General features: G+C 67.6%; 22 protein-coding genes. 9 read left to right on the plus strand and 13 right to left on the minus strand.

Annotated elements, in window-relative coordinates:
- Positions 1 to 21 precede the first annotated feature (21 nt).
- The 3 genes from ABD089_RS01030 to ABD089_RS01040 are packed head-to-tail and all read right to left on the minus strand — an operon-like array spanning position 22 to position 1,939.
- Positions 22 to 840 (minus strand): hypothetical protein, encoded by an 819-nt coding sequence (locus ABD089_RS01030; RefSeq protein WP_343884297.1) that lies wholly within the window; start codon positions 838 to 840, stop codon positions 22 to 24.
- Positions 837 to 1,574 (minus strand): ABC transporter ATP-binding protein, encoded by a 738-nt coding sequence (locus tag ABD089_RS01035; protein ID WP_343884298.1) that lies wholly within the window; start codon positions 1,572 to 1,574, stop codon positions 837 to 839. Before ABD089_RS01035 ends, ABD089_RS01030 begins: the two co-directional genes overlap by 4 nt.
- Positions 1,571 to 1,939, minus strand: a complete 369-nt coding sequence (locus ABD089_RS01040) for a GntR family transcriptional regulator (RefSeq protein ID WP_343884299.1) — start codon at positions 1,937 to 1,939, stop codon at positions 1,571 to 1,573. The genes ABD089_RS01035 and ABD089_RS01040 overlap by 4 nt, the downstream gene beginning before the upstream one ends.
- Positions 1,940 to 2,146: 207 nt before the next feature.
- On the opposite strand from ABD089_RS01040, the gene sucC reads away from it, so the two are divergent.
- Entirely contained in the window at positions 2,147 to 3,331 is a 1,185-nt protein-coding gene (sucC, locus tag ABD089_RS01045; RefSeq protein ID WP_343884300.1) for an ADP-forming succinate--CoA ligase subunit beta, read from the plus strand.
- A 10-nt stretch (positions 3,332 to 3,341) separates the two neighbouring features.
- On the plus strand, positions 3,342 to 4,226 hold the full coding sequence (gene sucD / locus ABD089_RS01050) for a succinate--CoA ligase subunit alpha (protein WP_343884302.1): 885 nt from the start codon (positions 3,342 to 3,344) through the stop codon (positions 4,224 to 4,226).
- A 142-nt stretch (positions 4,227 to 4,368) separates the two neighbouring features.
- Here sucD and rplI read toward each other — a convergent pair whose 3' ends face one another.
- The 5 genes from rplI to ABD089_RS01075 all read right to left on the minus strand — a co-directional run bounded on the left by rplI (position 4,369) and on the right by ABD089_RS01075 (position 6,570).
- On the minus strand, positions 4,369 to 4,818 hold the full coding sequence (gene rplI / locus ABD089_RS01055; RefSeq protein ID WP_343884304.1) for a 50S ribosomal protein L9: 450 nt from the start codon (positions 4,816 to 4,818) through the stop codon (positions 4,369 to 4,371).
- A 17-nt stretch (positions 4,819 to 4,835) separates the two neighbouring features.
- Positions 4,836 to 5,075 carry a 30S ribosomal protein S18 gene (gene rpsR / locus ABD089_RS01060; RefSeq protein WP_343884306.1) on the minus strand — a complete coding sequence of 80 codons (240 nt, stop codon included), beginning with the start codon at positions 5,073 to 5,075 and terminating at the stop codon, positions 4,836 to 4,838.
- A 114-nt stretch (positions 5,076 to 5,189) separates the two neighbouring features.
- Positions 5,190 to 5,762: a single-stranded DNA-binding protein gene (locus ABD089_RS01065; protein WP_343884308.1), complete on the minus strand. Its 573-nt coding sequence runs from the start codon at positions 5,760 to 5,762 to the stop codon at positions 5,190 to 5,192.
- Positions 5,763 to 5,910: 148 nt separating this feature from the next.
- Complete coding sequence (gene rpsF, locus ABD089_RS01070) at positions 5,911 to 6,201, minus strand: 30S ribosomal protein S6 (protein ID WP_343884309.1); 291 nt, start codon at positions 6,199 to 6,201, stop codon at positions 5,911 to 5,913.
- A gap of 102 nt (positions 6,202 to 6,303) precedes the next feature.
- Positions 6,304 to 6,570 carry a hypothetical protein gene (locus tag ABD089_RS01075; protein WP_343884310.1) on the minus strand — a complete coding sequence of 89 codons (267 nt, stop codon included), beginning with the start codon at positions 6,568 to 6,570 and terminating at the stop codon, positions 6,304 to 6,306.
- Positions 6,571 to 6,694: 124 nt separating this feature from the next.
- On the opposite strand from ABD089_RS01075, the gene ABD089_RS01080 reads away from it, so the two are divergent.
- Positions 6,695 to 7,321 (plus strand): GNAT family N-acetyltransferase, encoded by a 627-nt coding sequence (locus ABD089_RS01080; protein ID WP_343884311.1) that lies wholly within the window; start codon positions 6,695 to 6,697, stop codon positions 7,319 to 7,321.
- A gap of 25 nt (positions 7,322 to 7,346) precedes the next feature.
- Here the strand turns inward: ABD089_RS01080 and ABD089_RS01085 are convergent, their stop codons facing one another.
- On the minus strand, positions 7,347 to 8,762 hold the full coding sequence (locus tag ABD089_RS01085; protein ID WP_343884312.1) for a GH1 family beta-glucosidase: 1,416 nt from the start codon (positions 8,760 to 8,762) through the stop codon (positions 7,347 to 7,349).
- A 224-nt stretch (positions 8,763 to 8,986) separates the two neighbouring features.
- On the opposite strand from ABD089_RS01085, the gene ABD089_RS01090 reads away from it, so the two are divergent.
- The 4 genes from ABD089_RS01090 to ABD089_RS01105 all read left to right on the plus strand — a co-directional run bounded on the left by ABD089_RS01090 (position 8,987) and on the right by ABD089_RS01105 (position 13,311).
- Positions 8,987 to 10,297 carry an ABC transporter substrate-binding protein gene (locus tag ABD089_RS01090; RefSeq protein ID WP_343884313.1) on the plus strand — a complete coding sequence of 437 codons (1,311 nt, stop codon included), beginning with the start codon at positions 8,987 to 8,989 and terminating at the stop codon, positions 10,295 to 10,297.
- 79 nt (positions 10,298 to 10,376) lie between these two features.
- Positions 10,377 to 11,384 (plus strand): carbohydrate ABC transporter permease, encoded by a 1,008-nt coding sequence (locus tag ABD089_RS01095; RefSeq protein ID WP_343884314.1) that lies wholly within the window; start codon positions 10,377 to 10,379, stop codon positions 11,382 to 11,384.
- Positions 11,381 to 12,301 (plus strand): carbohydrate ABC transporter permease, encoded by a 921-nt coding sequence (locus ABD089_RS01100; RefSeq protein WP_343884315.1) that lies wholly within the window; start codon positions 11,381 to 11,383, stop codon positions 12,299 to 12,301. Before ABD089_RS01095 ends, ABD089_RS01100 begins: the two co-directional genes overlap by 4 nt.
- Entirely contained in the window at positions 12,298 to 13,311 is a 1,014-nt protein-coding gene (locus ABD089_RS01105; protein WP_343884317.1) for a LacI family DNA-binding transcriptional regulator, read from the plus strand. The genes ABD089_RS01100 and ABD089_RS01105 overlap by 4 nt, the downstream gene beginning before the upstream one ends.
- Before the next feature lie 20 nt (positions 13,312 to 13,331).
- Here ABD089_RS01105 and ABD089_RS01110 read toward each other — a convergent pair whose 3' ends face one another.
- A complete protein-coding gene (locus ABD089_RS01110; RefSeq protein ID WP_343884318.1) occupies positions 13,332 to 13,715 on the minus strand; it encodes a rhodanese-like domain-containing protein in 384 nt (127 codons plus the stop codon).
- 226 nt (positions 13,716 to 13,941) lie between these two features.
- On the opposite strand from ABD089_RS01110, the gene pulA reads away from it, so the two are divergent.
- Positions 13,942 to 19,683, plus strand: coding sequence for a pullulanase-type alpha-1,6-glucosidase (gene pulA / locus ABD089_RS01115; protein ID WP_343884319.1), 5,742 nt, complete (start codon positions 13,942 to 13,944; stop codon positions 19,681 to 19,683).
- Positions 19,684 to 19,822: 139 nt separating this feature from the next.
- Here the strand turns inward: pulA and ABD089_RS01120 are convergent, their stop codons facing one another.
- From ABD089_RS01120 to ABD089_RS01130, 3 genes are read right to left on the minus strand one after another with little or no spacing between them, the layout of a single operon-like run.
- A complete protein-coding gene (locus tag ABD089_RS01120) occupies positions 19,823 to 21,727 on the minus strand; it encodes an AMP-dependent synthetase/ligase (protein ID WP_343884320.1) in 1,905 nt (634 codons plus the stop codon).
- A 51-nt stretch (positions 21,728 to 21,778) separates the two neighbouring features.
- The gene (locus ABD089_RS01125; RefSeq protein WP_343884321.1) at positions 21,779 to 23,572 is read right to left on the minus strand and encodes an AMP-dependent synthetase/ligase; all 1,794 of its coding nucleotides are present in this window, start codon (positions 23,570 to 23,572) and stop codon (positions 21,779 to 21,781) included.
- Entirely contained in the window at positions 23,572 to 24,369 is a 798-nt protein-coding gene (locus ABD089_RS01130; protein WP_343884322.1) for a deoxyribonuclease IV, read from the minus strand. Before ABD089_RS01130 ends, ABD089_RS01125 begins: the two co-directional genes overlap by 1 nt.
- Positions 24,370 to 24,477: 108 nt before the next feature.
- Here ABD089_RS01130 and ABD089_RS01135 point away from each other — a divergent pair, with 108 nt between their 5' ends.
- Positions 24,478 to 24,888, plus strand: a complete 411-nt coding sequence (locus ABD089_RS01135; protein ID WP_343884323.1) for a hypothetical protein — start codon at positions 24,478 to 24,480, stop codon at positions 24,886 to 24,888.
- Positions 24,889 to 24,952: the final 64 nt, after the last annotated feature.

The following is a 24,952-nucleotide window of genomic DNA, read 5'->3' on the forward strand; positions in this document are numbered from 1 at the left end:
GGTCACCCACCACACCCGACCTCAGGGCAGTGAGACCTTCTGGTCCCAGGAGACCGCCGTGCGCCAGAGCAGCACGACCGGTAGCAGCACCAGCACCGGCAGGAAGCCCAGCGGCAGCACATTCTGCACATCGGCACGCAGCAGCTCGACGACGTTGACGGCGTGGACGTCGAAGGCATTGGCCCCGTCCATCTCCATGCCGAACGGGATCACCAGCATCGCCACCGTCATCAGTGCCTGGACGAGCATGTACAGCCCCGCGTAGACGACGAAGGGCCCCCAACCCGTACCAGACATCCGCCCCTCGCTGCCCACCGCGGCGGCGAACCAGATCATCGCCACGTAGCCGAGCAGCATCACCAGCAGCGACGCCAGGGCGACCACCAGCACCCAGCCCGGCACCTCCGAGCGCAGGCCACCCCACATCGCACCGATCTCATCGAAGACAGCCGATGCCGGGAGCCCCCCGACGCGCGCCACGGTCAGGGATGCGAGCACGGCCAACAGCAGCGTCACCATGGATGCCACCAGCGTCCAGAAGTAGCCGTGCGCGACCTTGGCCGCGAGCTGGGTTCGCCCGGGGACGGGTAGCGACTGCACCAGGTAGCCGCGCTCGGAGAAGCTGGACCGCCAGTGATCCGCGCCCAGCGCCAGCATCGTGACGGGCACCAGTGTCGCGGCGGCGACCACCGCGCAGATCTGGCCGACCAGCTCAAGGCCAGGCAGCCCCGTCATCGCCATCGCCCAACCACCGACGGCGACCAGCAGATGGATCCCGAAGAGCGCGGCGAGCAGGCCGCGGGTGCGCCCGAACTCGTGCTTCAACAACGTGGTGATCATTGGTAGACCTTTCGGAAGAGGTGGTCGATGCTCAGTTGGTGCTCCGCGCGCAGGTCGTCGACCTGGCCGGTCAACAGCACTCGGCCGTGGCGCATCATGACCACCTGGTCGAGCAGGGGCTCGAGGTCATGGACCAGGTGGGTGGCGATGATCACGAGTGACTTCTCGCCCAGCCCGCGCATCACGCCGGACAGGATCGCGTCGCGCGCGGTCGGGTCGACGCCTGAGATGGGCTCGTCCAGCAGCACCACCTGGGCGTCGCGGGCCAGCGTCAGGGCGATCTGCAGCTTCTCCCGCATGCCCTTGCTCATCTCGCGGGGCGTGCGGTGGGGGTCCAGCCCGAAGTACCCAATCAGGTCGAGCGCCTTGTCCCGGTCGAAGTCGGCGAAGAAGTCGACGTAGAGGTCGACGCTGTGGCGCACCGGCCGCCCACCGGGCAGGTAGTCGGCGTCCGGGAGGTAGGCCAGATGCGCCTTCGCCTCGGGTCCGGGAGCATGGCCCGCGACGCGGACGTCTCCGTTCCATCCGGCCATCACGCCCGCGAGGATCTTCATCAAGGTGGTCTTGCCGCAGCCGTTCTCCCCCAACAGACCGACGACCTGCCCGCCTGCCAGCGACAGGGCCAGGCCGTCGAGCGCGACGGTCGCGCCGAAGCGCTTGGTCAGCCCGCGCACCTCGATCGGGTTCGTGTTGGGCGCACCAAGTCGTCCGACCTGGACGGTGGATGTGGTCATTCCTGTTCCCTCCATCGAGAGTTCAACAACTGGGTGGCTTGGGCCAGGTCGAGCCGCAGGCCCTTCAGGCTGGCCGCGTAGACGTCCGCAAATGCGACGGCCTGTTGAGTACGCAGCCGGGTGATGAGCGTCTGGTCGTCGGTGACGAAACGTCCGCTGGTGCGCTCCGACCGGCAGAGTCCGTCGCGTTCCATCTCGGCCAGCGCTCGCTGGACGGTGTTGGGGTTGACGCCGAGTTCTGCGGCCAGCTCGCGCACACCGGGCATCCGGTCGCCCGCGCCCCATTCGCCGACGACGATCCGCCGCGAGAACTCCGCGACCAACTGCCTCCAGATCGGCTTGGCTGGGTCGAAGTCGATCGCCATCGGCACCCCCTTGCCCTTCTGATTGGGTTGCTGTACTAGGTGATTAATACAAGAGCATGACCCGTCAAGGCGCAGCAGGCCCAAGGCGCCTCCTGGGCCGACATCCCGCGAACGTGTCGGGCAAGCACCGGCTTACAGGGGGGTTCGAAGTGTTGCTAATGTCACCTGCGGTCAAAGCCGACCCCTCCCGACGACACGGAGCCACCTGTGGACCTCTACGAGTACCAAGCCCGAGACCTCTTCGAACGCCACGGCATCCCCGTGTTGCGCGGAATCACCGCCACGACCCCCGAACAGGCCGGCGAGGCAGCGGCCCAGCTGGGCACCGACGTCGTGGTGGTCAAGGCGCAGGTCAAGACCGGCGGACGCGGAAAGGCGGGCGGCGTCAAGATCGCCCGCTCGCCGCAGGAGGCCACCGAGAAGGCGCGCGAGATCCTCGGGCTCGACATTAAGGGCCACGTCGTGCGCAGGGTGATGGTCGCCGAGGGCGCCGACATCGCCGAGGAGTACTACTTCTCGTTGCTGCTCGACCGCGCCTCCCGCAACTACCTGGCCATGTGCTCCAAGGAGGGCGGCATGGACATCGAGCAGCTGGCCGTCGAGCGTCCGGACGCGCTGGCCCGGGTGGAGGTCGACCCGCTGGTCGGCATCGACGACGACAAGGCCGGCGAGATCCTCGAGACCGCGGGCTTCGGCACTCGGGACGCGGTGAAGATCGCGCCGGTGCTGAAGAAGCTCTGGCAGGCCTACCACGACGAGGACGCGACCCTGGTCGAGGTGAACCCCTTGGTCAAGACTGCCGACGGCAAGATCCTCGCCCTCGACGGCAAGGTGACGCTGGACGAGAACGCGGGCTTCCGCCACCCCGACCACGAGCAGCTGGTGGACCTCGAGTCGACCGACCCGCTGGAGCTGCGCGCCAAGGCCAAGGACCTGAACTACGTGAAGCTGGACGGCCAGGTCGGCGTGATCGGCAACGGGGCTGGGCTCGTGATGAGCACCCTGGACGTCGTCGCAGCCGCGGGTGAGGACCTGCCCGGCCAGCCGAAGCCCGCGAACTTCCTCGACATCGGCGGCGGCGCCAGCTCCGAGGTGATGGCCAACGGGCTGGACATCATCTTGTCCGACGAGCAGGTGCGCTCGGTCTTCGTGAACGTCTTCGGCGGCATCACCGCCTGCAATGAGGTCGCCAACGGCATCGTCGCAGCCTTGGAAACCTTGGGCGACAGGGCCACCAAGCCCCTGGTCGTCCGCCTGGACGGCAACTCGGTGGAGGTCGGGCGCCACATCCTGGCCGAGTACGCCCATCCGCTGGTCACCGTGGTCGACACCATGGACGACGCCGCGCGCAAGGCCGCCGAACTCGCATCGTCCACCCCTTCGGAAGCCTGAGGAGCAGCAGATGTCGATCTTCCTTGACCACCAGTCCCGCATCATCGTCCAGGGCATGACGGGCTCCGAGGGCCGCAAGCACACCCAGCGAATGTTGATGTCCGGCTCGCGCATCGTCGGCGGCGTCACCCCCGGCAAGGGTGGCGAGTCGGTGCGTTTCGAAGAGAACCCGATGCCGGTCTTCGGCTCGGTGCACGAGGCGAAGGACGCCACCGGCGCCAATGTCTCGGTGGTCTTCGTCCCGGCGAAGTACGCGAAGGACGCCGTCCTGGAGGCCGTGGATGCGCAGATGGAGCTCGTCGTGTGCATCACCGAGGGGATCCCGGTCGGTGACACCGCCGAGTTCTACGCCGCCATCCGCGATACCCAGACCCGGCTGATCGGCCCGAACTGCCCCGGCCTGATCTCCCCCGGCAGGTCGAACGCCGGCATCATCCCGGCCACGATCGCCGGCCCAGGGCGGATTGGCCTGGTGTCGAAGTCGGGCACCCTGACCTACCAGATGATGTACGAGCTGCGGGACTTCGGCTTCAGCACCGCGGTGGGCATCGGAGGCGACCCGATCGTCGGCACCACGCACATCGACTGCCTGCAGGCCTTCCAGAATGACCCGGAGACCGACGCGATCGTGATGATCGGCGAGATCGGCGGCGACGCCGAGGAGCGCGCCGCGGACTACATCCGCGAGCACGTCACCAAGCCCGTGGTCGGATACGTCGCGGGCTTCACCGCTCCCGAGGGCAAGACGATGGGCCACGCCGGCGCCATCGTGTCCGGCTCCGCAGGCACTGCCGCAGCGAAGAAGGAGGCGCTGGAGGCTGCCGGCGTGCAGGTGGGTCGGACCCCCTCGGGGACGGCCGCCCTGATGCGCGAGGTCATGCAGTCCCTGCGCTGATCCCGGCCGGACTGGGTGGATCTGCTGCCGTACCCAGCAGTTTCGCCACCCAGTCTGGAGCTCCAGACAGACGAAGGCCCGGGACGACGAATCGTCCCGGGCCCTTCGGCGTGCCTGTGTCAGTGCGTGACGTGTATCAGCGTCACTTGGCGGCGACGACGTTCACCGGGAGGTGGACGTTGACGGCGTCGTGCAGCTTGACGGCGACGTTGTGCGAACCCGTGGTCTTGATCGGCTTCGCGATCGAGACGGCGCGCTTGTCGACGGCGGGGCCACCGGCCTTCTTGATGGCAACGGCAATGTCGGCGGGGGTGACCGCGCCGAAGAGCTTGCCCTCGTCACCGGCGCGGGCGGCCAGCTCGACAGCCAGGCCCTCGAGCTGCGAGCGCAGCTCCTGGGCGTGCTCGAGACCGCGGACGGCCTTGGCGTCGCGAGCGCGCTGGATGCCCTCGACCTGCTTCTCGGTACCGCGGCTCCAGCGGATCGCCTTGCCGGCGGGCAGCAGGAAGTTGCGGCCGTAGCCGTCCTTGACCTCGACGATGTCGCCGGCAACGCCGAGCTTGTCAACGGGTGCGGTGAGAATGAGCTTCATCAGTCAGACTCCTATTCTCAGCGCGCGGTGGACGCGTAGGGCAGCAGGGCGAGCTCGCGAGCGTTCTTGATCGCCATGGCGACCTTGCGCTGGTCCTGGACCGAGAGGCCCGTGACACGGCGCGCACGGATCTTCCCGCGCTCCGAGATGAACTTCCGCAGGGTCGCGGCGTCCTTGTAGTCGACGTTGTCGATGCGAACCGACTTCATCGGAACGATCTTCTTCTTGTTCACAGGCTTGCGCTGTGGACCGGCCATTGTGGTGCTCCTTCGTGAGCCCGGCTCTCGCCGGAATGTGCCTGCCCCGGTCTGGCTACCCGGGGCGTGGTTGCTTCGTTACTGAGTGACGCGGACGTTGCCGCCCGCCACCGATCAGAAGGGGGGCTCGTCCGACTGGGCCTGGGCCCAGGGGTCGACGCCACCGCCACGGTTGTCACCCTGGCTGGACGGAGCCGACTGCGACCAACCGCCGCCGCCGGAGTTGCCGCCGCCGCTGGGCTGGTTGCCCCAGCCACCGCCGCCGGCGTTCCCGCCCTGACCACCCTGCTGCTGCCAGCCGCCGCCCTGGCCGCCACCGGACGAGGACGTCCGGGTGACCTTGGCAGTGGCGTAGCGCAGGGAGGGACCGACCTCGTCGACCTCAACCTCGAAGACGGTGCGCTTCTCGCCCTCGCGGGTTTCGTAGCTGCGCGACTTCAGCCGGCCGTTCACGATCACCCGCATGCCCTTGGTCAGGGACTCGGCGACGTGCTCGGCGGCCTGGCGCCACACCGAACAGTTGAGGAACATGGCCTCCCCGTCACGCCACTCATTGCTCTGGCGATCGAAGGTACGAGGCGTCGAGGCGACCGTGAAGGACGCGACGGCGGCACCCGAAGGGGTGAAACGCAGCTCGGGATCGGCGGTGAGGTTGCCGATCAACGTGATGGGAGTTTCGCCTGCCATGGAAGTCTCCGTAAGTCGGACGTGGGAATGTGGTGCCCCTCACTCAACCAGCTCGCGCTGACAGTTTCGAGGGGTCCGGCACTCCGAGTGCTCTGGTGGTGTTGTCCTGATGTTGTCTGATGCGTCACGGCGCTGGGCGCCGCGGCGTTCAGCGCATGTCGGGACGGATCACCTTGGTGCGCATGATGCGCTCGTCGATGGTCATCAGACGGTCCATTTCCTTCACGGCGGCCGGCTCAGCGGTCACGTTCAGGACGACGTAGATGCCTTCGGACTTCTTCTGGATGTCGTAGGCGAGCCGACGACGGCCCCAGACATCGGTGTTGTCGACGGTGCCACCACTGTTGGTGATGACCTCCAGGTGCTTCTCAACGAGCGGAGAAACCTGGCGCTCGTCAACATCGGGATCGATGATCACGACGATCTCGTACTTGCGCATCGCGTACTCCACCTCCTCTGGTCTCAGCGGCCATGGGACGCTCCCATGGCAGGAGGGCGAATGCCTGGCATGCCCACAGGTGCAGACAGCCAAGGGGAAACTCTACCGGCTCGCGGCGTCGCGACCCAATCGGCTGCCGCGCACCACCGGGACGACGAGGCGCGCCATCACACCCGTCCATTCAGGTCGGGCTGCCGCCCAACCCATCACCCCAGTGAGCCGCGCAGCGCCACCGCGAGGTGAGTACCAGCCAGCGATGACGGCGACGGCGGCCCAGGCCGCCCCCGAGTGGGCCAGTGCGACACAGACCTTGACGATCGGTCTCCAGTCGAGGATCTCATCGGCAACGGCCGCGAGCAGCTCTGCCATGGGCCAGAGGCTGTGGACGTGGGCATGCTGCGCGGCACCCACCCGGGACGCCCCATCGCCCGGCCCTAGATCGGTCCGTGATCGCAGTCGATGGCACCGCTGTTGCAGCGGTTACCGTGGCCGAATGAGCGCATCCCTCCCGTCCGCCGGGCCCCTGGTCGGGCCGAACCTCGTGGCCACCGGGCTGACCGCCGACGACCTGCCCGAGCTCGCGCAGATCGCCTCCGACGAGCGGGTCTACGCACATGGCTACCTGATGCACCACCGTCCCACCGACCCCGACGATGCGCTGACGGTGGCGCGGCGCTGGCTTGGTTCAGAACAGGACGGACGAGGACGCGGTCGCCGGGCCTATGCGCTGCGCCTGGTTGAGGGCTCCGCGCTGGGTGAGGCCGGACGACTTGTCGGCACCTCCTCGCTCGGCGAGACCCATCTGGAGCGCGAACAGACCCATCTGGGCTGGACGATCTATCACCCGGACTTCTGGGGCAGCGCCGCGAACCCAGAGGCGAAGTGGCTGTTGATGACGCACGCCTTCGAGGCCTGCGGCCTGGGTCGGGTGAAGATCCAGACCGACATCCTCAACGAGCGCAGCCTGGCCGCCATCGCCAAGCTCGGCGCCGTCCGGGAGGGCATCGTCCGCCGGGACCAGCCGCGCGAGGACGGCAGCTGGCGCGACACGGTGATGTTCTCCGTGCTCGTGGACGAGTGGCCGGCCGTCAAGGCTGGCCTCGAGGCGCGCTTCGCCTGAGGCCAGCCCACCGGTCGACAGGGCGTCAGGGGACGGCGACCCAGGCGTCGCCGACCGTCTCGAGGTCCCGGGTGCGCGACAGGTCGCGGTACCAGTAGGCGGAGTCCTTGGGCGTGCGCTGCTGCGTCTCGTAGTCGACGTGCACCATGCCGAATGTCTTGGAGTAGCCCCAGCTCCACTCGAAGTTGTCGAGCAGCGACCACAGGAAGTAGCCGGTGACATTCGCCCCGTCGGCGACCGCCCGCTCGACCGCACCGAGATGCCCGCGCAGGTAGTCGACCCGACGGATGTCGTGTACTCGTCCGCCGACCACCTCGTCATCGAAGCCGGCGCCGTTCTCGGTGATCATCATCTCCAGGCCCGGGTAGCGCTGCTCCACCTCCATCAGCAGGCGGTACAGGCCGTCCGGCTCGATGTTCCACCCCATCTGCGTGGTCGGGCCCTCGACGGGCAGGAAGGTGACGTCGTCGCAGCCCACCCAGGGGCTGGCTCCCGTCTCGCCGTGCCCGCCCGATGAGGCCAGCTCCCCCGCGTCCGCCTGCCGGGCCCTGGACGTCGAGTAGTAGTTGATGCCCAGCACGTCGGGCACCTGGTGGCAGAGCTCGAGGTCACCGTCCTGAACGAACGACCAGTCGGTGATGTCGCGGGTGATCTCGCGCAGCTCGTCGGGCAGCACGCCGTCCATCACCGGTCCCAGGAAGGCCTCGTTGCCCACCACGCGGATACGGCGGGCCGCGGCGACGTCCTCGGGGGCGTCGGACGCGGGGTCGACCACGTGCAGGTTCAGGGTCAGACAAACCGGGACGTCCTTGCCCAGCACCTCGCGCAGCGCACGCTGGCCCAGGCCGTGGGCCAGGTTCAGGTGGTGCACCGCCTGCAGGGCAGCGAGGTCGTCGGTCCGTCCGGGGGCGTGGACGCCGGACGCGTAGCCCAGGTAGCTGGAGCACCACGGCTCGTTCAGGGTGCTCCACATGTCGACCACGTCGCCGAGTTCGGTGGCCATCGCGCGGGCATAGTCGGCGAAGGCGAAGGCGGTCTCGCGGTTGGTCCAGCCGCCACGGTCCTCCAGCACCTGCGGCAGGTCCCAGTGGTAGAGCGTCGCGACGGCCTTGATGCCGCGGGAGTGCAGCTCCTCGCACAGCGCGCGGTAGTAGGCGACGCCCTCGGGGTTGATCGGCCCGACGGCGTCGGGGATGACCCGGCTCCAGGAGATGGAGAAGCGATAGGCGTCGACCTCGAGGTCGGCCATCAGCGCGACGTCGTCGCGGAAGAGGTGGTACTGGTCACAGGCCACGTCGCCCGTGTCACCGCCCAGGACCTTGCCGGGGGTGCGGCACATGGTGTCCCAGATGGACGGGGTGCGTCCGCCCTCGGCGACCGCCCCCTCAACCTGGTAGGACGCGGTGGCCGTCCCGAGGACGAACTGCTTGCTGAACGTCATGACCTCTCCTGAGATATGTGAGAGCGCTTTCACCCTGCTGCAAGCAGTAGCTTGCCCCCCGTTCGAGCGTGCGTCAATCGGAGCACAATCTGACCAATCGGTAGAGATGGGCTGGGCACTTGCGCACCCCTGAAACGGCGTGCTTGAATCCATGAGAGCGCTTTCACGCTCCCCGCACAGAGCTCGCGGCACAGTCGCCCGGGCAGCAAACCGAAGGAGTACTCGTGCGAACTGGCAAGTGGTTCCAGACGGCCGCCGTTGCGGTCACGATCGGCGCCGTGGTCGCCGGCTGCTCGTCGTCGTCCAGCGACAACGCGGCCAGCTCAGCTGCGCCCTCCGCGTCGTCCACCGAGAAGATCACCCTCACGGTGGCCACCTTCAATGAATTCGGCTACGACAACCTGTACGCCGAGTACATGAAGCTGCATCCGAACATCACCGTCAAGGCCAAGAAGGCGGCGACCTCCCAGGAGGCCCGCGACAACATGAACACCCGTCTGGCGGCCGGTTCCGGCCTGTCGGACATCGAGGCGGCCGAGGTCGACTGGATGCCCGAGATGATGCAGAACTCCGACAAGTTCATGGACCTCACCTCCGACGACGTCACCGGCCGGTGGCTGGAATGGAAGACGAAGGCTGCCACCACCGCCGACGGCAAGCTGATCGGCTATGGCACCGACATCGGCCCCGAGGCCGTCTGCTACCGATCCGACCTGTTCGCCAAGGCGGGCCTGCCCACCGACCGCGACGAGGTCGCGAAGCTGCTCACCGGTGACTGGAACACCTACTTCAACGTGGGCAAGCAGTTCGTCTCCAAGGTGCCGAATGTCGGCTGGTACGACTCCGCGAACGCGGTCTACGTCGCCAAGCTGAACCAGATGGAGAACCCCTACTCCTCGTCCGCCGAGGAAGAGGCGATCATCCCGCTGGATGAGAACACCCAGATCAAGGCCCTCTACGACGAGGTCATCACCCAGTCGGTCGACAACAAACTCGGCGCCGGCCTCAGCCAGTGGAGCGCGGACTGGACCAAGTCCTTCCAGACCGGCAAGTTCGCCACCATGCTGTGCCCGGGCTGGATGCTCGGTGTCGTCGAGGGCAATGCCGCCGGCGTCAAGGGTTGGGACATCGCCAATGTCTTCCCCGGCGGCGGTGGCAACTGGGGCGGTTCGTACCTGACCGTTCCCGAGCAGGGCAAGCACAAGGCTGAGGCCCGCGAGCTGGCCGCCTGGCTGACCGCCCCCGAGCAGCAGATCAAGGCCTTCAAGCTGAAGGGAACCTTCCCGAGCCAGGTGGAGGCGCTCAAGAGCACCGAGGTCACCGAGAACACGAACAAGTTCTTCAACGACGCCCCCGTCGGCAAGATCCTCGCCGACCGCGCCGCCGCGGTGACGGTGACCCCCTTCAAGGGCCCGAACTACTTCGCCGTCGACCAGGCAATCCAGGACGGCATCACGCGCGTCGCGACCGACAAGTCCACCGAGCGTGAGGCTTCGTGGAAGAAGGCCGTCGAAGAGGTCAAGTCAATCGGCTGACGCCAGTGACGGTGGTGTGCTCCCTGGGGCACACCACCGTCGCCCGTCACGGACGACGACGTCAGGGAAGAGGACGACGATGAGCAGCACCCCCACCACACAACCAGCACCGGCCAGCACCATGGGTTCCCAAGGCACCCAGCTGACCTTCCGCCAGCGGCTCGGCCGTTGGGACCAGAAAGCCTCGCCCTATGTCTACATCGCGCCCTTCTTCCTGATCTGGGCGATCACGGGCCTCTTCCCGCTCGTCTACACGGCCTTCGTCAGCGTCCACAAGTGGGGCCTGTTGCAGGGCAACAAGGGTTTCGTCGGGCTCGACAACTACACCTGGGTGCTCGGCCAGGAACGCTTCTGGAAGGGCATGCGCAACACCTTGAGCATCTTCCTGCTGTCGTCCGTGCCGCAGGTGGTGGCCGCGCTGCTGCTGGCCTGGGTGCTGGACGCGAACCTGCGGGCCCGCACCTTCTGGCGGATGGGCGTGCTGCTGCCCTATGTGGTGGCCCCCATCGCCGTCTCCTTGATCTTCGGCCAGCTCTTCGCCGACCAGAGCGGCGTCGTCAACGCCGTGCTCGCGAAGCTCGGCATGAGCCCGATCGGCTGGCACCGCGACGTGCTCGCCTCCCACTTCGCCATCGCGACCATGGTCAACTTCCGCTGGACCGGCTACAACACGCTGATCTTCCTGGCCGCCATGCAGGCCATCCCGCGCGAGACCATCGAGGCCGCGATCGTGGACGGCGCCTCCCGGGTGCGCACCTTCCTCAACGTGACGATCCCGATGCTGCGTCCCACGATCGTCTTCATCATCATCACCTCCACCATCGGTGGCCTGCAGATCTTCGACGAGCCGCGCATGTTCGACACCTCCGGCGGCGGCGGCGCCGACCGGCAGTGGATGACCGTCACGATGTACATGTACGAACTCGGCTGGGGCAGCCAGCGCAGCCTCGGACGAGCGTCGGCCGTCGCCTGGATCCTCTTCCTGGTCGTCGTGCTCTTCGCGCTGCTCAACTTCTATCTGACCCGCCGCATCGCCGGCACCGACTCCGCGCCGCACGCGCGCAAGCGCAAGGAGGCCCACCGATGAACACCACCACGATGTCGTCACCCGCCATCGAACAGTTCGCCGGCAAGGGCGCGGCCAGGGCCGCCCGTCGTCGCGGCGCCCGCATGGAGTCCGGCCAGCGCAAGCCCGGCCTGCGCTCCTACCTGGTGCTGGTAATCGTCCTGCTGGTCTCGGTGGCCCCGCTGTACTACGCCTTCCTGCTGGCCTCCAGCACGGCGACCAGCATCGCCCAGCACGCCATCCCCTCCCTGGTGCCGGAGGGCCACCTGCTGGAGAACATCCGCCGCGTGATGAACTCCGACATCGGCATCTGGCAGGCCTTCCGCAACTCGCTGGTCGTCGCCGTGCTGACGTCGCTCTCGGTGATGTTCTTCTCGACGCTGGCCGGTTTCGCCTTCGCGAAGCTGCGCTTTCGCGGCAAGGGCTTCCTGCTGGCCTTCATCATCGGGACGATGGCGATCCCGAGCCAGCTGGGCATCATCCCCCTGTTCATCGTGATGGCGAAGCTGGGCTGGACCGGCAAGCTGTCGGCGGTCATCGTCCCCGCGATGGTGAGCGCCTTCGGCGTCTTCTGGATGACGCAGTACCTCCAGGAGGCCCTGCCCTACGAGCTGATCGAGGCCGCCCGCGTGGACGGTTGCAACATGGCCCGCTCCTTCTGGCACGTGGCGCTGCCCGCCGCCCGTCCCGCGGCCGCGATGCTTGGCCTGTTCACCTTCGTGGGATCATGGACGAGCTTCTTCTGGCCCTTCATCGTGCTTGGATCGGCCAATCCCACCCTCCCGGTGGCCCTGCAGTTGCTGCAGGCCTCCTACTTCAAGGACATGGCCCTGATCATGGCTGGCGTGCTGCTCGCGACCCTGCCCCTCGTGCTCGTCTTCCTCTTCGCCGGGCGCCAGTTGGTCTCCGGCATCATGCAGGGGGCCGTGAAGGGATGACCGCTGGCCCGCGACGAAGTGGCACGCCAACGCTGGACGACGTGGCCCGGCTGGCCGGCGTCTCCCGCGCCACCGCCTCGAGGGTGCTGACCTCCAGCGTGACCGTCGCGGACGAGAAGCGGTTGGCCGTCGAGGATGCCGTCGCCAAACTCGGCTATGTGCCCAACACGATGGCCCGGGCCCTGGCCACGCGCACGGTGGGAGTGGTGGCGGTGCTCGTCCCCGAGACCAGCGAGCGGGTCTTCTCCGACCCCTTCTTCTCCCAGCTCTACCGCGGTGCGATCGAGGCCTTCGCGGACGCGTCGACGCGGGTGGTGCTGACGATGAGCCAGCCGGGCGAGTCACCTGACGACCTGGCCGGCTTCCTGGCCAGCGGACACATCGACGGAGCCATCGCTGCCTCGGTGCACGGACGCGAGATCGCTCAGCGGTTGCTGGCCGCCGGACGTCCGGTGGTCTTCATCGGCGACCCCGGGGTGCCAGGAGCGCCCTATGTGGACATGGACCAGGAGGGAGCGGTCAATCTGATCGCCGACCACCTGCTGGCCCGGGGAGCGAAGCGCATCGCGACCATCACCGGTCCACTGGACATGATGGCCGGCGTCCGGCGGCGGAATGCCCTTCGGGTGCGGCTTGGTGCCGCTGGCCAGCGGGTGGTCGCGGAGGCCGAGGGCGACTTCTCGATGGCTGGCGGCGAGGCGGCCGCGGAACAGCTGCTGGCCACCGGAGCGGAGTTCGACGCGCTGGTGTGCGCCTCCGACCTGACGGCGGTGGGTGCCCTGCGTGCCCTCCACCGCGCCGGGCTACGCGTACCGCAGGACCTGCTGCTCACCGGCTTCGACGACATCCCGCTGGCGGCGCACACCTCGCCCTCGCTGACCACGGCGACCAACCCCTCCGCGCAGATGGCCAACCGGGCGGGACGAATGCTGAGGGCGCTGCTGGACGGACGGGAGTTCGACAGCCCCCAGCTTCTGCAGTCGTCCCTGGTCGTGCGCGACTCGGCGTAGGGCCCAGCGCGTCCCAAACCTCAGCGACGTCGGGGCGGACCGGGGATGAGGATCTGGCCGTCGTCCACCCAGGCGCGCAGACCCCCGGCCACGAAGGCCGACTCGAAACCCTGCGCCGTCACCAGTTGGACAGCCTGCCCGGAGCGCAGCCCGGTGTCACAGATCAGGACGATCGGCTTGTCGGCCTCGGCGAAGGGGTCGCCCTCGTAGACCGCGTCCATCACGCTCTCGGACAGCGCGACGACGTCGACCAGACGGGCGCCAGGCGCGTGGCCCGCCTCGTACTCGGGCTGGGTGCGCACATCACACAGCACGCCGCCCTTGGCGAGCAGGCCCAGTGCCTCGTCAACGCTGATGCCGCCCTCGGGCACCAGGTGGTTGATCCAGCGGTCACGAAATCCCATGCCCGCCATCACACCACATGGTGTAAGCGGTCCAGACACCGCCCGTGCTCTCGGAACTGAGTGGTTCGCTCGTCCAAAGGTCACAGATTGGTGACTGGTCACCCACCTGCTCTTCAAATGTGTCCGCGGGCCGGTCTAGCCTGCTCGGTAGTCGCCTGACCCCACTTCGAGCCAGACCCAGGAGAACATCGTGGTTCACTCCATCCTCCGCCGAACGAGCGCCTTGGTGGCCACCACCTTGGCGCTCACCTTCGGCGCGACATCGACGCTGCCCAGGGCGGCAGCCGACGCCCGCGTCGCCACCTTGGTGGGCAGCTTGCAGAACGAGCTCGGCTGCTCCGACGACTGGCAACCCAGCTGTGAGAGCACCCAGCTCGTCCAAGAACCGAACTCGAGCATCTACTCGCAGACCTTCGAGCTGCCCGCCGGAAGCTATGAGTACAAGATCGCCCTCAACCAGGCGTGGGACGAGGCCTACGGCGACGGCAGCGGCAATGCCAAGCTGGTGCTCGAGGGCCCCGCGAAGGTGGTCGTCAGCTACGACGACACCTCGCACAGCTTTGGCGTCACCCCGCTCGGCCTGGCCGGCACGGTCGACGCGGCCGACAAGGCCGCCGCGGCCGACTCCCTGCGCAGTGCCCAGACGCGCGAGCGCTTCTACTTCCTGATGGCCGACCGCTTCGCCAATGGTTCCACTGCGAACGACAAGGGTGGCCTGTCCGGCGGGCGGCTGGAAACCGGCTATGACCCCACCGACAAGGGGTTCTACCACGGTGGCGACCTCAAGGGCGTCATTCGCAAGCTCGACTACATCAAGGGCATGGGCACCACCGCCATCTGGCTGACGCCCTCGTTCAAGAACCGTCCCGTGCAGGGCACCGGTGAGAATGCCTCGGCCGGCTACCACGGCTACTGGACCACCGACTTCACCCAGATCGACCCGCATCTGGGCACCAACCAGGACATGAAGGACCTGATCGCGGCGGCCCACGCCAAGGGCATGCGGGTCTACTTCGACATCATCACCAACCACACCGCGGACGTCCTCGACTACGCGCAGAAGCAGTACTCCTACATTTCACAGGCCGACCAGCCCTACAAGGACGCGAACGGCAACACCTTCAACGCGACCGAGCTGGCCAACCAGATCCCCGAGCTGAACCTGGACTCCTTCCCGTACACGCCGACCTACCCCACGGAGGCCGAGAAGACGGCCAAGACACCCGACTGGCTGAACGACCCGACGATGTACCACAACCGCGGCGACTCGACCTGGGCGGGTGAGTCGTCCACCTACGGCGACTTCCAGGGCTTGGACGACCTGTTCACCGAGCGGCCGGAGGTCGTCAAGGGAATGGGCGACATCTACTCCAGCTGGGTGGACTTCGGGGTCGACGGCTTCCGGATCGACACCGTCAAGCACGTGAACCTGGAGTTCTGGCAGCAGTTCATCCCGCGCATCCTCGACCAGGCCAAGAAGGCCGGCAACGACAAGTTCTTCGCCTTCGGCGAGGTCTACGACTCCACCCCCTCGGTCGAGTCGACCTACACCACCAAGGGAAAGCTCCAGGCCACCCTCGACTTCGGCTTCCAGTCGATGGCCGTCAACGCCGTCAGCGGCAAGCCGACCACGACGATCCGTGACTTCTACGCCTCGGACGACTGGTTCACCGACACCGACTCGAATGCCTACCAGCTGCCCACCTTCCTGGGGAACCACGACATGGGCCGCATCGGCATGATGCTGTCCAAGGCCGGTTACACCGGGGACGACCTGCTCGCCCGCACGAAGCTCGCGAACCAGATCATGTACCTGACGCGCGGCAACCCGATCAACTACTACGGGGACGAGCAGGGCTTCACCGGCACCGGTGGCGACAAGGACTCCCGTGAGGACATGTTCGGCACGAAGGTCTCCCAGTACGCATCCGAGACCCTGGTCGGCGGCGGCACCATGGGCACCGGTGACCACTACGACACCACGGCGCCGCTGTACAAGGCCATCGCCAAGCTGGCGCAGGTGCGCCAAGCCAACCCGGCCCTGGCCGACGGTGCCCAGATCCACCGCTACGCCTCCAGCGACGCGGGCATCTACGCCTTCAGCCGCATCGACCGTCGCACGGGCATCGAATACATCGTGGCCGTGAACAATGCGACCACCGCCAAGTCGGCCGCCTTCCAGACCTACACGGCGAACAACAAGTTCACCCCCGTGTACGGCACCAGCAAGACCCTCGCCTCCGGCAAGGACACCCGCGTCACCGCGTCCGTCCCTGCCCTGTCGGTGAGCGTCTGGAAGGCCCATTCCCCGATCAAGAAGCGCAAGGCCGCCCCCGCGATCCAGTTCGCCAGCCCCAGCGCGGGTGCCGTGGTCGGCGGCCGGGCCGAGATCGGCGCCTCGGTTCCCGAGAACACCTTCGCGCAGGTCACCTTCGAGTACCGACCCGTCGGCACCACCGAGTGGACCGTGCTCGGCACCGACGACAACGCGCCCTACCGCGTGTTCGCGGATGTCTCCGACCTGCCCAAGGGTGAGCTGCTGGAGTACCGAGCGATCGTCAAGGACATCTCCGGCAACGTGAACGCCACCTCCACCTACGCCATCACCGGTGCGGCCAGCGCCAGCACCGGTGGTTCCACCGGCGGCAACACCGGTTCGGTGGGCCCGGTCACGCAGCCCGAGAAGGTCGCCGTCGCCGGCAACCACAACTCGGAGATGGGCTGCTCGGACGACTGGCAGCCCGCCTGCGACCAGGCCCAGCTGACGCTCGACGCCAAGGACCAGGTCTGGAAGGGGACGTACACCATCCCCGCCGGTGACTACGAGTACAAGGCCGCGCTGAACGGCAGCTGGGACGAGAACTACGGCGCTGGTGGCGCCGCGGGCGGTTCCAACCTCGCCTACACCAGCCCCGGCCAGGTCACCTTCTACTACGACCACGCCACCCACTACGTCACCAGCGACGCGCAGGGCCCCATCGTCACCGCCCCAGGCAGCTTCCAGAGCGAGCTCGGCTGCACCGACGACTGGACGCCCGACTGCATGAAGCCGTGGCTCACCGACCCCGACGGTGACGGCACCTACTCGTGGAGCTCGACGGCCATCCCCGCAGGCAACTACGAGTTCAAGGTGGCCGTCGGCCAGAGCTGGGCCGAGAGCTACGGCGTCGGTGGCGCGAAGGACGGCTCCAACATCGCCGTCTCCGTGCCCAGCGACGGCACCGTGGTGACCATCACCTGGAACTCCACCACCCACGAGCCGAAGGTCACCACTTCCAAGGCTGGGGCCGCCCCCGACCTGAAGGGGGCCAAGGCGATCTGGGTCGACCAGGACACCATCGCGTGGCCGGCCTCGGCCGTCCCCACCGGCGTCGACCCCTCGACCCTCAAGTGGCGCCTGCACTGGTCGCCCAGCGGCACGCTGGCGATCGACGCCGAGTCCCTGGTCAGTGACGACATGGGCCAGGCCGACCTGACCCATGACGCAGCCGGGCTGGGTGACGCGGTCATCGCGGCACACCCGGAGCTCAAGGGCTACATCGCCCTGCAGCTGGACAGGACGACCACGAAGAAGGTCGCCCAGATCCTCACCGGCCAGGTCGCCGTGGCGATGTACTCCGGTGCGGGTGAACTGCTCGACGCCACCGGCGTCCAGGTGCCGCTGGTCCTCGACGCCCTGTACGCCAAGAAGGCTGCGGGCAAGAAGCTGGGCGTCACCTTCGGCGCCGCCAAGGCCACCTTCCGGGTCTGGGCACCGACGGCACGGTCGGCGACCCTGCTCACCTGGCCAGCGGGCAGCTCCGACGCCGACGCCTCGAAGGCCACCCGACGCGCGATGACCAAGGATGCCTCGGGCACGTGGACCTACTCCGGCCCGCGCTCGCTGGAGAACGTCCGGTACCTGTTCGAGGTGAAGGTCTTCGCCCCCAGCACCGGCAAGGTCGAGACCAACCAGGTCACCGACCCCTACTCGGTCGCGCTGACGGTGAACTCGACCCGCTCGGTTGCCGTCGACCTGACGAGCAGGGCCTGGCAGCCCACACAGTGGACGAAGACCGCTTCGCCGAAGCTGGCGCAGGCCGTCGACTCGACCATCTACGAGTTGCACGTGCGGGACTTCTCGATCACCGACACCACCGTGCCCGCCGAGGACCGCGGCTCCTACAAGGCGTTCACCGAGAACTCCGCGGGCACCAAGCACCTCAAGGCGCTCGCGAAGGCCGGCCTGAACACGGTGCACCTGCTACCCACCTTCGACATCGCCACCATCGAGGAGGACCCGTCCAAGCAGCAAAGCCCGCCATGTGACCTCGAGTCCTACCCGGCCGACAGCGAGGAGCAGCAAGCCTGCATCACCAAGATCGCCGATGCGGACGGATACAACTGGGGCTACGACCCGCTGCACTTCTTCGCCCCGGAGGGTTCCTACGCGTCCACCACGGCGACCGCGGACGGTGGCGCCCGGGTGGCCGAGTTCCGCTCCATGGTGGGCGGCCTGCACGCGGACGGTCTGCGCGTCGTCCTTGACCAGGTCTTCAACCACACAGCGGCCTCGGGACAGGCCAAGAACTCGGTGCTCGACAAGGTCGTGCCCGGGTACTACCAACGCCTCGATGCGTCCGGTGCGGTCTACACGTCCACCTGCTGCCAGAACACCGCCACCGAACACGCCATGATGAACAAGCTGATGGTCGACTCGGTCGTGATGTGGGCCAAGCAGTACAAGGTCGACGGCTTCCGCTTCGACCTGATGGGTCACCACTCGGTCGACAGCATGAAGGCCGTGCGATCCGCCCTGGACCAGTTGACGTTGAAGAAGGACGGAGTGGACGGCAAGTCGGTCTACCTCTACGGCGAGGGCTGGAACTTCGGTGAGGTCGCCGACAACGCGCTGTTCACCCAGGCCACGCAGGGCCAGTTGGACGGCACCGGGATCGGTACCTTCTCCGATCGGCTCCGTGACGCCGTACGAGGTGGCGGACCCTTCGACGACGACCCCCGCAAGCAGGGCTTCGGCTCTGGCGAGGCGACCGACCCGAATGGGGCGCCGATCAACGACCAGGCCACCACGAACCTGGCCCACGACACCGACCTGGTGCAGCTGGGCCTGGCTGGCAACCTGCGCGACTTCCTGTTCACCTCGACCAGCGGCCAGCCGGTGAAGGGTTCCGAGGTCGACTACAACGGGGCGCCCGCTGGTTATGCGTCCTCACCCGAGGAGGTGATCAGCTACGTTGACGCGCACGACAACGAGACGATCTGGGATTCGCTCACCATGAAGCTGCCGACCGACACGTCGATGGCTGATCGGGTGCGGATGAACACCATCTCGCTGTCGACCACCGCGCTGGCGCAGACGCCGTCGTTCTGGCACGCGGGTGCCGACCTGCTGCGCAGCAAGTCGCTGGACCGCAACTCGTACAACTCGGGCGACTGGTTCAACACGCTCGACTGGACGGGTGCCGACAATGGCTTCGGCCGCGGACTGCCCATGAAGGCCGACAACTCGTCCAAGTACGCCTTCCAGCAGCCGCTGCTCGCCAACTCGGCCCTCAAGCCGTCGAAGGCGGACGTGCAGACGGCCACCGCCCAGGCACAAGACCTGCTGAAGCTGCGCTTCTCGACCAAGCTCTTCCGGCTTGGCTCGGCGGTGCAGATCAACCAGAAGGTCAGCTACCCGGTCTCCGGTACCGCTGATGCGAAGCCGGGCGTCATCGTCCAGCGCATCGACGACACCGTCGGCACCGACGCGGACGCGAAGCTGAAGGGCGTGGTGGTGGTCTTCAACGCTTCCGACGACGACGTGCAGCAGGTCGTCCCGGTGGCCAAGGGCGCCGCCTACACCCTGTCGGGGGTGCAGGCCAAGGGCTCCGACCCGGTGGTGAAGACGTCCACCTTTGCCCGGGCTTCGGGGACTTTCACCGTCCCCGCTCGCACGGTCGCGGTGTTCGAGCTGCGCCAATCATGACCTGACGGGCCAGGAAACAAGCGATCGGGGCGCCTCCTGCGGGAGGCGCCCCGATCTGCATGGTTGGTGGGGGCTGTACTGGGGCTGCTCAGGCCGGACGGGAACCGAAGGATATGTCGTCGTTGCTCACTTGTGCTGCCTAGTCTTCGGACTTGCCCTTGCGGCGGTCGGCGATCTTGGCGTACATCTCGTCCACCATCGACTCGAAGCGCTTCTCGACCTCGCGCCGCTTGACCTTCAGGGTCGGGGTGAGCAGGCCGTTGTCCATGGTGAAGTCCTCAACGAGCACCCGAAGGTCGCGGATCTGCTCGTGGCTCGGCAGCTTGGCGGTGAGGGCCTGCACGCGGGCGCGCAGCTCGTCCATCACCTCGGAGTTGTGCACCAGTTCGGACGGGTTGCTGAAGGCGATACCCCGCTGCTTGGCGATCTGCTCCAGATGCGGCAGCGAGGGCTTGACCAGAAGGGTCAGGCAGGGACGGTTGTCACCCAGCAGCACTGCGTGCTCGAACAAGGGATCGGCGAGCAGCATGCCCTCGATCGGCTGGGGCGAGATGTTCTTGCCGTTGAGGGTGACGATGATGTCCTTCAGCCGGTCGTTGATGACCAGGTAGCCCTCGTTGTCGACGTAGCCACCGTCCCCGGTGTGCAACCAGCCCTCGTCATCGAGCGCGGCGGCGGTGGCCTCGGGGTTGTTCCAGTAACCCGCCATCAGGTTCGGACCGCGGTAGAGGATCTCGCTCTCGGCCCCGATCTTCAGCTCACCGCCGGGCATGACCCGTCCGCAGCTGCCGAACTTGAACTCGGTGGGCGGGTTGAAGCTGACCAGCGGGGAAGCCTCGGTGAGGCCGAAGCCCTGCAGCAACAGCATTCCGGCGGCGGAGAAGAACTCCTCCACCTGCACCCGCAACGGCGCACCACCGCAGGCCAGCACGGTCTTGTTGCCGCCCATCGCCTGCCGGATGCTGGAGAGCACCAGCTTGTCGGCCAGCGGCAACTGGGCGCGCCAGTAGGCGCTGGGCTGCTTGCCCTTGCGGTAGGCGCGCTGGCACTGGCCACCGACGCGCAGCGCCCAGTCGAAGACCGCCTTGCGCGCCGGGTCGTCGGCCACCTTCGCGTGCGCGGTGGCGTACACCGTCTCGTACAGCTTGGGCACCGAGACCATCAGCGTCGGCTTGGCCAACACCAGCATGTCGGCGACGGTCTTGGCATTGGGCACATAGGTGTTCATGCAGCCATGGCTGGTGATGTAGGTCGTCCACGCCCGTTCCAGCGCATGGGACAGGGGAAGGAAGCACAGGGAGTGGTCGGCTGGCTCGGGGTCGAAGAAGACGTCCAGGGCGCGGCACTGCGCCATCAGTGCCTTGTGCTGGAGCATGACGCCCTTCGGGGCTCCGGTGGTACCGGAGGTGTAGATGATGGACGCCAGGTCGTCCCCCGACGCCTCGGCCATCCGCTGCTCCACTGCGGCGTCCAATTCCTCACGCCGCGCGATGTCGCCGCGTTCGAAGCCGGCGAGCGATTCCACCCCGTCCGCCTCGACCGGCTCGAAGCTGACCAGCCGCTCCAGGCTGGGCATCTCGGCACGGGCACCGAGGCAGCGCTCAGCCTCGGAGCGGCCGCCGAGGAAGACGATCCGGGTGCCGGAGTCGTTGACGATGTGGGTGATCTGCTCGGGCGTGCTGGTGGCATAGATGGGGGTGGGCACCGCGCCGACGCGCAGGCAGGCCTGGTCAGCCTGGAACCACTCCGGGGAGTTGTTCGCGAAGATCGCGACCCGGTCACCCCGCTGGATGCCTGCCGCGACCAGCGCCCGCGCGGTGGCCTGCACCCGCTGGTCGATCTGGCGGTAGGTCTGCACCGACCAGCCGTCCCCAGCCCGCACCCGACTGGCCGGACGGTTGCCGTGGCGCGCCACGACATCACGGAACATGTGGGCAATGTGGTCGGCATCACGGAACATGTGGTCAATGTGGTCGGCACCACCGGACATGTGGTCGGTGCCTGACTGGTCAGCGACGACGTCCTGCGCGGCTGCGTTGTCCATGGTGTGGGGCCTCTCGGATGGCGTACCTACGCCACCGTAGGTGAACCGAGTCTAGCGAGCGGACCTCGACTTTCGAGAGCTTCGCACCCTTTCGTAGGTGGCCTCGACCTGGGACGCGAAGGCCTTCTCCACCCGCGAGCGCCGAATCTTCAAGGTGGGCGTGAGAAGCCCGCTGGCCTGGGTGATGCGGCCAGCCGACAAGATCACGTCCCGCACCTGTTCCTCGTGCGCCAGACCGGACGTCAGATCGGCCGCCCGCTGGCGTACGAGCGCCTGCATCGCCGAGTCGTCGGCCAATTCCTCGGGTGCCCCAGTCACCCCTGCCTCCTGGGCGAGCGAGGCCCAGCCGTCCTGCGTCGGTTGGATGACGGCGACCAGGCACGGACGTGAGTCGCCCACCACCATCACCTGGTCGAAACGGGCCTCGGCCAGCAGGGCGGCCTCGACGGCCTGAGGGGCGACGTTCTTGCCGTTGGCCGTGACGATCAGTTCCTTGAGCCGATCGGTCACCACGACGAATCCGTCGGTGTCGCCGTAACCCACGTCCCCGGTGTGCAGCCATCCATCCTCGCCGAGCACGGCGCGAGTCGCCTCTTCGTCACCCCAGTAGCCAAGCATCATCGACGGGGTCCGGACGAGGAGTTCCGATTCGGCGCCGATGCGGAACTCGGCGCCCCGGATCGGGAAGCCCACCGTCCCCAGCTTGAACCGGTCGGGGGCGTAGATCGTCGCCATCGGCCCGGTCTCGGTGAGCCCGTATCCCTGCCCCAGCAGGATTCCGGCGGCGGAGAAGAACTCCTCCACCTCGCGGCGCAGCGGCGCCCCGCCACTGACCAGCAGGGTCTTCGAGCCGCCGACCGCAGAACGGATCTTCGACAGCACCAGCTTGTCCGCCACGGGCAGCTGCGCCCGCCACCAGAGCGATGGGGTGGCGCCCTTCCGATAGGCGTGTTGGCACTGGCCGCCCACCCGCAGCGCCCACTCGAAGGTGCGCCGGGCCACGGGCGAGGAGGCCTGCGCGCGTGCCCCCGACATGACCTTCTCGAAGAGCATCGGGACGCTGACCAGCAGCGTCGGGCGGGCCTTGGCGAGCAGTCGTCCGACCTCTTTCGGGCGGGGACAGTAGGTGTTCAGGCAGCCACGGTGGAACAGGTGGAAGGTCCAGTCGCGTTCCAGCGCGTGGGCCAGCGGCAGGAAGCAGAGGCTGGAATCGGTGGGTCGAAAGTCCCAACACTCGTCGATGGCGGCCTGCTGGGCGCCGAAACCCCCGTGGCTGAGCATCACGCCCTTCGCCTTCCCCGTGGTGCCGGAGGTGTAGATGATGGTGGCGAGGTCGTCCCCTCGTCCGGCGGCGGTGCGGGCGGCAATCTCATCACGGTGGCGCGAGTGGTCGGTGGCCAGCAGGGACGCGAGGCTCGACACCTCGTCCAGCTCGTCGAAGCTGATCACCCTCGGGGCCGCGCTGGCCTCCCGCACGGTGGCCAGCTCACGCGTGCCAGCCACGAAGACCAGCCTCGCTCCAGAGTCGGTCACCACGTGACGGACCTGCTCCACGGTGGAGGTCGCAAAGATCGGGACGCTGACCGCCCCGGCGGAGGCGACCGCCAGGTCGACGATGCTCCACTCGGGACGGTTCGCGGACAGGATCGCCACCCGGTCACCGGGCTGGACGCCCACGTCGACCAGGGCGCACGCGGCGCGGACGATCGCCTCGTGGAACTCGCGGTAAGTGAGCACCTGCCACTGCCCGTCCGGCCCTTCGATGCGCGTGGCAGGGCGCTCGGCGAAGCGTTGCGCCGAGTCGGCGATCATCCGTGCCAGGTGGTAGTTGCTGAACTCCCCCATCACTCGCCGAGCTTCTGGCGCAGCAGGTCGAGCTCGAGGGAGTGCACCTCTGCGCCGCCGGGGGTCTCCAGACACACGGGGGCACCGGCCACCCGGACCACCTCGAAGAGCCCCTCGGGATCGGCCTGCCCCTGCCCAAGGTTGGCATGCCGGTCGGCTCCGGAGTCGAAGGCGTCGCGGGAGTCATTGCAGTGCACCAGGTCGATCCGTCCGGTGATTGCCTTGACGCGTTCGACCAGCCCGACGAGTTCCTCGCCACCGGCATGGGCATGGCAGGTGTCGAGGCAGAAACCGACATTCTCGAAGCCGGACGCGGTGGAGATCGCCTCCCACAACATGGCGATCCGGTCGAGGTGGCGGGCCATCGCATTCGCACCGCCGGCGGTGTTCTCGATCAGCAGCGGCACGGTCAGGTCGATGCCGTCGACGGCCTTGCGCCAGTTGTCGAAGCCCTTCTCGGCGTCGTCGCCCGCACCGACGTGGCCGCCGTGAACGATCACGCCCTTGGCCCCGATCTCGCCCGCGACGGTCACCGTCTGCTGCAAGAGCTTGCGGGAGGGGATGCGGATGCGGTTGTTGACAGTCGCCACATTCAGCACATAGGGCGCATGCACGTACAGGTCGACGCCCGCTGCGGTCGCTGCCTCGCGCAGGGCTTGGGCGCCGCCTTCATAGGCGACCTTCGGGCCCTTCCAACCCTGCGGGTCACCGAGGAAGAACTGCGAGAGCGTGGCCCCGCGGGCCTGCGCCTCGGCGATGGGATCGGTCTGGTCGACATGGGCTCCAAGCGAAAGCATGGCCCAAGGCTATGACGCGGCTCGGACACTCGCATCGTGGCCCGTCAGCCAGCGGACGCTCAGCGCACCCAGCTGACACGCGGGGACGCTTCGCGCCACACTGGGGCGATGGTTGACAACGAGTTCGTGGACAAGACCGCGCTGCGCGCCCTGAACAGCAAGGTGGTGCGCTCCTACTCCATGTACTTCGTGGGCCTCGGTGCCGCCACCGCCGTCGGCGGTGCACTCGTCGCGCTGGTCGACCCGAAGATCGCCATTCCGGCGTTGTTCATCCTGGTCGGGGCCGTCACCATCGCGCTGGGCATGTTCGTCGGCCGCCACTCCGCCATCGTGCTCCCCTTCGCCTCCCACGCCCGCGCCTTCTGGAGCGTGCTGGCGCTCGTCCTGCTGGCCACGGTCGTTTCGATCGTGGCCTGGCCGGGCCATCAGTGGCTCGGTTGGATCACCGCCGCGCTGGCCCTCGGCGACGGGCTGGCCACCGGCCACCTGGTCAACCGCGCGGGTGAGGCGCAGGAGTAGCCCGGTTGCCCGACCCCCGCAGGGTCACCCTCCGAAGTGACGGCGGGGCGGCTAGGCTCGGCGC

Source organism: Luteococcus sanguinis, from assembly GCF_039527675.1.
Classification (GTDB): Bacteria; Actinomycetota; Actinomycetes; order Propionibacteriales; family Propionibacteriaceae; genus Luteococcus; species Luteococcus sanguinis.